Origin of the sequence: Rhodococcus artemisiae, assembly GCF_036327795.1 — a bacterium.
Taxonomy (GTDB): Bacteria; Actinomycetota; Actinomycetes; order Mycobacteriales; family Mycobacteriaceae; genus Rhodococcus; species Rhodococcus artemisiae.
In genome coordinates this window covers 234,635-241,410 of record NZ_JAUTXY010000008.1, presented here as the reverse complement: position 1 = coordinate 241,410, position 6,776 = coordinate 234,635, and the positions used below count along the sequence as shown (strand labels likewise).

The 6,776-nt window shown below is 65.5% G+C and carries 6 protein-coding genes; all 6 read right to left on the bottom strand.

Features of this window, described 5'->3' with window-relative positions:
• Positions 1-258: 258 nt before the first annotated feature.
• Positions 259-606, bottom strand: coding sequence for a hypothetical protein (locus Q7514_RS18615; RefSeq protein WP_330134735.1), 348 nt, complete (start codon positions 604-606; stop codon positions 259-261).
• Between the two features lie 66 nt (positions 607-672).
• Positions 673-2,619 carry an acetoacetate--CoA ligase gene (locus Q7514_RS18610; protein ID WP_330134734.1) on the bottom strand — a complete coding sequence of 649 codons (1,947 nt, stop codon included), beginning with the start codon at positions 2,617-2,619 and terminating at the stop codon, positions 673-675.
• A gap of 5 nt (positions 2,620-2,624) precedes the next feature.
• On the bottom strand, positions 2,625-3,485 hold the full coding sequence (locus Q7514_RS18605; protein WP_330134733.1) for an HpcH/HpaI aldolase/citrate lyase family protein: 861 nt from the start codon (positions 3,483-3,485) through the stop codon (positions 2,625-2,627).
• Between the two features lie 143 nt (positions 3,486-3,628).
• On the bottom strand, positions 3,629-3,901 hold the full coding sequence (locus Q7514_RS18600) for a GlsB/YeaQ/YmgE family stress response membrane protein (RefSeq protein WP_330134732.1): 273 nt from the start codon (positions 3,899-3,901) through the stop codon (positions 3,629-3,631).
• A 122-nt stretch (positions 3,902-4,023) separates the two neighbouring features.
• On the bottom strand, positions 4,024-5,136 hold the full coding sequence (locus Q7514_RS18595; protein ID WP_330134731.1) for an NDMA-dependent alcohol dehydrogenase: 1,113 nt from the start codon (positions 5,134-5,136) through the stop codon (positions 4,024-4,026).
• 61 nt (positions 5,137-5,197) lie between these two features.
• On the bottom strand, positions 5,198-6,697 hold the full coding sequence (locus Q7514_RS18590; protein WP_330134730.1) for an aldehyde dehydrogenase family protein: 1,500 nt from the start codon (positions 6,695-6,697) through the stop codon (positions 5,198-5,200).
• Positions 6,698-6,776: the final 79 nt, after the last annotated feature.

Sequence of the window (6,776 nt, the reverse complement as noted above, 5' to 3'; positions counted from 1 at the left end):
GCGGAGCACATCACCGTACCCCGCGTATATCTGCAGATCAGGTCAGGATCGTTACGGCGAGCCCTGCAGCGGGATCCCACTGACCTGACGACGCAGCTCCGAACCCTACTGACCGGCAACAACCGTTCGAGACAGGTTACTCGCCGGTCATATCAGGTGCCCTTCGCATACACACCGGCCCAATCTACAGGGTTCGGACCAGCGCACGAATGGTCGCGGGCAGGACACGGCGTCACCGTCGCGACGATGAGAGGAGGATCACCACACGACCGCGATGATCACGTTCAGGATGCCGAGTCCGCCGGCTGCGTGGGCGAGCGCAGCGGTCGAGCCGGGGGTCTGCTTCTCCTTCTTCAGACCGAAGATCGCGACGGCGAGGATGATCAGTGCGATCACCAGCTTGATGCCGATCTTCATGTGATTCACGTCGGCGCCGTCCATCTCTCGCAGTCCCACGAGCGCGAGACCGGTCACCACCTGAAGGATCGCGCCGTGCAGCATGCCCGCCACGACACGGGGCTCCTTGATGACCGCCAGCCACGAGCCGATGATTCCGGCAAGGCCGATAAAGTGCAGGATCAGAAGAATCTTGATGGCGACATCCATGGCCGCAATGCGAACATTTCGGGCGCTCCCTTGTCCAGTAAGGCAGCACTCACGAAGTGGCGCACATCACCCCAGGTCGCGGTACCAATCGATGAGTTCCGGAACGTCGAGTGCCGTTCGCTCGACGGTTGCCGTGGGGTCGGCTCCCTGCAGGATCCGTTTGATCGGGACCTCGAGTTTCTTGCCGGTGCGGGTGTGCGGCACGCCCGGTGCGGCGAGGATATCGTCCGGCACATGCCGCGGCGAGACTCTCATCCGGAGTTCACTCCGGATCCGCTCACGGAGGGCCTCGTCGAGGACCACACCGTCGGCGAGGACGACGAACAGTGGCATCCAGTACCCGCCGTCGGGTCTCTCGACGCCCAACGCGAGCGCCTCGACGATCTCGGGCAGGTCTTCGACCACCTGGTAGATGTCGGCAGTGCCGATCCGGACCCCGTGTCGGTTCAGCGTCGCGTCGGAGCGCCCGTGCATCTCGACGGAACCGCGCTCGGTGATGGAGATCCAGTCTCCGTGCCGCCACACTCCGGGGTAGACCGAGAAGTACGCCTCTCGGAGTCCGGCGCCGTCGGGATCGTTCCAGAACCGAACCGGCATCGACGGCATCGGCGCGGTGACCACGAGCTCCCCCACCTCGCCGCGCACCGGACGACCCGCCGCGTCGAATGCATCGACGGCGACGCCGAGGCACGGCACCGACAACTCGCCCGGCCAGACCGGAACGGTCCGGACCGACCCGATGAAGGCCGACACCACGTCGGTGCCACCGGTGATCGACATGACCTGGACCCGCTCCCCCGCGTTCTCCCCGAGCCACAGCGACGACGTGGGCGGCAGTGTCGAGCCGGTGACGCCGACCCCACGGAGAACGGACAGGTCGTGTTCGCGGCGCGGGACGACACCCGCCTTGATGCACGCCAGGACATAGCCGGGGCTCGTCCCGAAGACCGTGACATGTTCATCGGCGGCGATCCGCCACAGCCGGTCGACTTCCGGGTACGCCGGAGCACCGTCGTAACAGATGATCGTGGCGCCGACGAGCAGTCCCGCCGCGAGGAAGTTCCACATCATCCAGCTCGGGCTCGTGTACCAGAAGAACGTGTCGCGGTGGCCGATGTCGAGATGCAGCGATACTGCCTTGAGGTGCTCGAGCAGCACTCCCCCGTGCCCGTGCACGATGCCCTTGGGCAGGCCCGTGGTGCCGGACGAGAACACCGTCCACAGCGGGTGGTCGAACGGTACCGGGACGGGCTCGAATTCATGTTCGCCTGCGGTTGCCTCTTCCCAGGTGAGAATGCCCGGATCGAGCAGGGTGTCGCCGGAGGTCTCGCTGCGGGCGACGAGCACCGTCATCTCGAGGCCGGGCATGTGTTCACGCAACCAGGCGACCTCGGCGACTCGGTCGTGTCGGCGACCGTTGTACCGGTAGCCGTCCGCGGTGACGAGGACCTTGGGCTCGAGCCGGCCGAGCCGATCGAGCGCGGCGGGCGCGGCGTAGTCCTGCCCGCAGGCGGCCCACACGGCACCGATTCCTGTGGTGGCAAGCATTGCGACCACCGCCTCGGGAATATTGGGCAGGTACCCCACGACCCGGTCTCCAGCCTTCACTCCGCATTCACGGAGCGTGGCCGCGAGGGCCGCGGCCTGGCCGTGCAGCGTTGACCAACTCGTCTCCCGCCGTTGTCCATTCTCGTCGATGTGAACCATCGCCGGCCGATCGCTACGAGCGTTCCGGAAAACGTGTGCGGCATAGTTCAGCCGCGCTCCGGGGAACCACACGGCTCCCGGCATCGTGGCGTCGGCGAGCGCTGGCCCGGGATCGGTGCCACCGCGGATCTCGAACCAATCCCACACCGCCTGCCAGAACTCCGACGAATGCTCGATCGACCATTGCCGGAGTGTGTCGTAATCCGGTAGTTCCACGGCGTGCCGTTGTTCGACGAACCGGCCGAACGCGGTCACTCTCGCCTCAGCGAAGTCCACCTCGCCGGGAACCCACTGTGGTTGGACCATCACCGTCACCTCCGTTCCGGTTCGACCTCCGTGCGACCCGGTCGGTAACCGTTGGCGCGCGCTTCCACCGATCGGTGGAGGACCTGTTCGGCATGTCGTAGTACGGGCGCGTCCACCATCTGACCCTCGAACCGGAACACGCCGCGCGACTCCGGCACGGCCGCGAGGACCCTGCGAGCCCACTCGACCGACTCGGCGCTCGGCGTGTAGGCCTCTCGGATCACACCCACCTGATCGGGGTGGATCGCCACCTTCACATCGAATCCGACCGCGACCGCGTCGAGTGCCTCGCCGCGCAGTCCGGCATGGTCCCCGATGTCGAGGTACGCCGCATCGAGAGCCCAGCGTCCGTACGCCTTCGCCGCAAGCAGCACCGACGATCTGACATGCTTCGCCACGTCGCGGTAGGTACCGTCCGTATACCGGAGGGTCTGTCCACCGAGGCCCACGGCGAGGCTCTCCGCTCCCCACATGACACCGACCGTGCCCATCGCCAGCGCGATGTCCGCGACCGCGAGCACGCCGCGCGGAGATTCGACGAGCGCGACGACTTCGAGCGGGGCGAGTGCCGTCACCTGCTCCGGCGATTCGCATCGCGCGAGCATCACCCGGGTGTACGGGCTGTCAGCGAGGGCGCGCAGGTCCTGACGATGCTCGTCGGTGCCGGATGGACCGATGCGTACCACCGTCCGCGCCGGATCGAGCGACCGGTCGAGAAGAGACCGACGAGCGTAGTCCTTGTCGGCCGGTGCAACACCGTCGTCGAGATCCAGGACGACGACATCGGCGGTCGCAGCGGCCTTGCCGTAACGCTCGGGCCGATCTGCCGGGCAGAACAACCACGCCGGTCCCGGAATCACGCTCATGTCGTCGACCTTCCTCGTTCGTCCACTTCCGATCATCCCGCGCTCGGCCTGTCCGGTCACCGTTTCGTCGCGAGTGATGGAAAGACCGATGGCCCCGCCCGAAAGGGCGAGGCCATCGGCTCGATGCGGTCAGGAGTGGTGGATCAATTCTTCGACCTGGTCATCGATGTGTAGAGCAGAGTCAGGACGACTGCGGCCGCGATACTGATGATCCACCGGATCCAGTCGATTCCGCCGGTGTCCTCGTTCCCTTCCGACGAGATCGCGCCCCAGACCCAGTAACCGATGAGGGCGCCGACGATGCCGATGATGACCGTGATGATCATGCCCATCGACTGCTTGCCCGGAATCACGAGCCGGGCCAGCACACCGATGACCGCACCGAAGATGATGGTGCCGACGATTTCCCAGAACATCGCGTGCTCCTCTCGTAGATGATCTTGCCGCGACGAACTGTATGCCAGTGTGTGCGTCCAGGTGGTGTCTCCGGGGCGAATTCCGAAGATCGTCTACCGAAAGTTGTGCGGCCGGAGTCCGTTCACGAGGCGTGGACGATCACTCCACGCAGATTCTTGCCGTCGCGCAGGTCCTGATAGCCCTGGTTGACTTCGTCGAGCGTGTACCGGGTGGTGATCAACTCGTCGAGCTTCAGCTGGCCGGCATCATAGAGACGTAGTAGCCGCACGATGTCGTACTGCGGGTTGGCAGAACCGAACAGCGAGCCCTTGATCGTCTTCTGGAACAGAGTCAGATCGGTGCCCGATACGTGGACGGTCAGCTTCTCGGGGTTCGCCAGGCCGGTGATCACGACGGTGCCGCCCTTACCGATGACCGCGGTCGCCGCCGACACGACCTCCTCGTCGACCGTGCCCACCAGGATCAGCGCGGCGTCGGCGCCCTGCCCCCAGCTCAGCTCGTTGACCTTCTCCGCGGCCTCCGCAGCGGTCGCGAAGGCGTGGGTGGCTCCGAACTTCAGGGCCGCGTCGCGTTTCATCTCGACAGGGTCGACCACCACGACGTACTTCGCTCCGGCGTGGACTGCGCCTTGGACGGCGTTGATCCCGAGGCCGCCGATGCCGTAGATGACGACGATGTCGCCGGCGCGCACGTCACCGGAGTACACCGCCGTGCCCCAGCCGGACGGCACACCGCAGCCGACGAGCACTGCAGTTTCGAGCGGGAGCCAGTCGTCGACCTTGACCACCGAGTGCTGCGAGATCGTGGCCCGTTCGGCGAACGTACCCAGCATGCACATGGCCCCGAAATCGGTTCCGCCCGAATGGAAGCGGAAGGATCCGTCGGGCATCGATCCTTCGAGGATGGTCGCGCCCATGTCGCACAGGTTCTGACGGCCCGTGGAACAGTATCGGCACGTTCCGCAGTTGGGAATGAAACTGCACACCACGTGGTCTCCGGGTTTGACCTTGGTGACTCCGGGACCGACCTCTTCGATGATGCCGGATCCTTCGTGGCCTCCGACGATCGGATAGCGCGGGGGGAGGTCCCCGTCGGTGAGATGCAGGTCGGAGTGGCACAGACCCGCGGCGGTGTACTTGATCAGGACCTCTCCCGGGCCGGGCCCGTCGAGTTCGAGCTCCATCAGTTCGAACGGCTTGCCTGCTTCGAGCAGAACTGCTGCTTTGGTCTTCATCTCGTCCTCCGTTGTCTCGCTGTTGTCTCAGTACTGGTGGGGTTCGCAGCGCATGCGGGGTTCAGAGCGCAATGTTCACGGCCTTGGTCTGCGTGTAGAGGTCGATCGCGCTCGAGCCGAGTTCGCGACCCCAGCCCGACTGCTTGAACCCGCCGAAGGGCATGGCGGTGTCGAAGCCGTTGTACTGGTTGACCCACACCGATCCGGCCTTCAGCCGGCGGGCAGTGCGGTGGGCCTTGGACAGGTCACGTGTCCAGATCCCCGCGGCGAGACCGTAGATCGAGTCGTTGGCGGCCGCGTCGATACCGTCTTCGGCGTCGAACGGCATCGCGGAGACGACCGGTCCGAAGATCTCTTCTCGCACCACACTGAACTCGGGCCGTACATCGACGAGGACGGTCGGTTCGACGAAGAAGCCCTTGTCGCCCCAGCGTTGTCCACCGGTCAGCGCACGTGCTCCGTCGGTCAGGCCTTCGCGCAGGAAGCCGGTGACGCGATCCAGCTGTTCTTGGGAGACCAGGGGTCCGAGTTGGGTGGCCGGGTCCATGCCCGGACCGATCTTCACCTTGCTCGCGGCATCGGCCATTGCCTCGGTGAACTGCTCGAAGATGGGTCGCTCGACGAACAGGCGCGTTCCTGCGACACAGCATTGACCGTGATTGAACAACCATGCATCGAGCGACCCTGCGACCGCCGCGTCGAAATCCGCGTCGGCGAACACGATGTTGGGGCTCTTACCGCCGAGTTCGAGCGAAACCTTCTTCAGGTTGCCCTTCGCGGCGTCCACGACCTTCTTCCCGACCTCCGTGGAGCCCGTGAACGCGATCTTGTCCACACCGTCATGGGCGGAGAGCGCGGCGCCTGCATCTCCGAACCCCGTCACGACATTGACGACGCCGGGCGGGAAGCCGGCCTCCTCGAACACCTCGGCGAGGAGCAGGGCGGTCAGCGGTGTCTGCTCGGCCGGTTTGAGGATGACGGTGTTGCCTGCCGCGAGCGCCGGCGCGAGTTTGAACGCGGCCATGAGGAGCGGGAAGTTCCACGGCACGATGAGCCCGCACACGCCGACCGGTTCGCGCAGTGTGTAGGCGTGGAATTCGCCGCCGGGCACGAACGGCATCGACACGTTGACGGTGCTGCCCTCGATCTTGGTGGCCCAGCCCGCGTAGTAGCGGAAGATGTCGGCCGACCAGGCGGTGTCGACTGCCGCAGCGATCGCAGCAGATTTACCGTTGTCGAGTGCTTCGAGCTGACCGAATTCCTCGGCGCGCTCGGTCAGCAGATCGCCTACCCGCCAGATCATCCGCTCACGGTCGGCTGCCTTCATCGTCGGCCACGGACCGTGGTCGAATGCGGAGCGGGCCGAGCGGACGGCTCGGTCGATGTCTTCCGCGCCGCCGTGAGCGACGTCGACGAGCTTGTCGCCGGTGGCGGGATCGTGGGTGGCGAACACGCGACCCGACGCAGCATCGACGAACTCGCCGCCGATATAGAGGCGTCGGGTTGCGGAAAGGAACTCTCGGACACGCGGGGCGACGGTGTATTCGGCCACGGCAGTCATACGAACCTCCAGAAGTAGTGTGACACGAGTCATACTTCCCCGGAGGGGCGTCTCCGAACTGTCCAAGGTTTGGACACTC

Bases quoted from the DNA above. Each gene is read 5' to 3' on its own strand.
- Q7514_RS18615 (WP_330134735.1), bottom strand. From the start codon at position 606: ATGGATGTCGCCATCAAGATTCTTCTGATCCTGCACTTTATCGGCCTT.
- Q7514_RS18610 (WP_330134734.1), bottom strand. From the start codon at position 2,619: ATGGTCCAACCACAGTGGGTTCCCGGCGAGGTGGACTTCGCTGAGGCG.
- Q7514_RS18605 (WP_330134733.1), bottom strand. From the start codon at position 3,485: ATGAGCGTGATTCCGGGACCGGCGTGGTTGTTCTGCCCGGCAGATCGG.
- Q7514_RS18600 (WP_330134732.1), bottom strand. From the start codon at position 3,901: ATGTTCTGGGAAATCGTCGGCACCATCATCTTCGGTGCGGTCATCGGT.
- Q7514_RS18595 (WP_330134731.1), bottom strand. From the start codon at position 5,136: ATGAAGACCAAAGCAGCAGTTCTGCTCGAAGCAGGCAAGCCGTTCGAA.
- Q7514_RS18590 (WP_330134730.1), bottom strand. From the start codon at position 6,697: ATGACTGCCGTGGCCGAATACACCGTCGCCCCGCGTGTCCGAGAGTTC.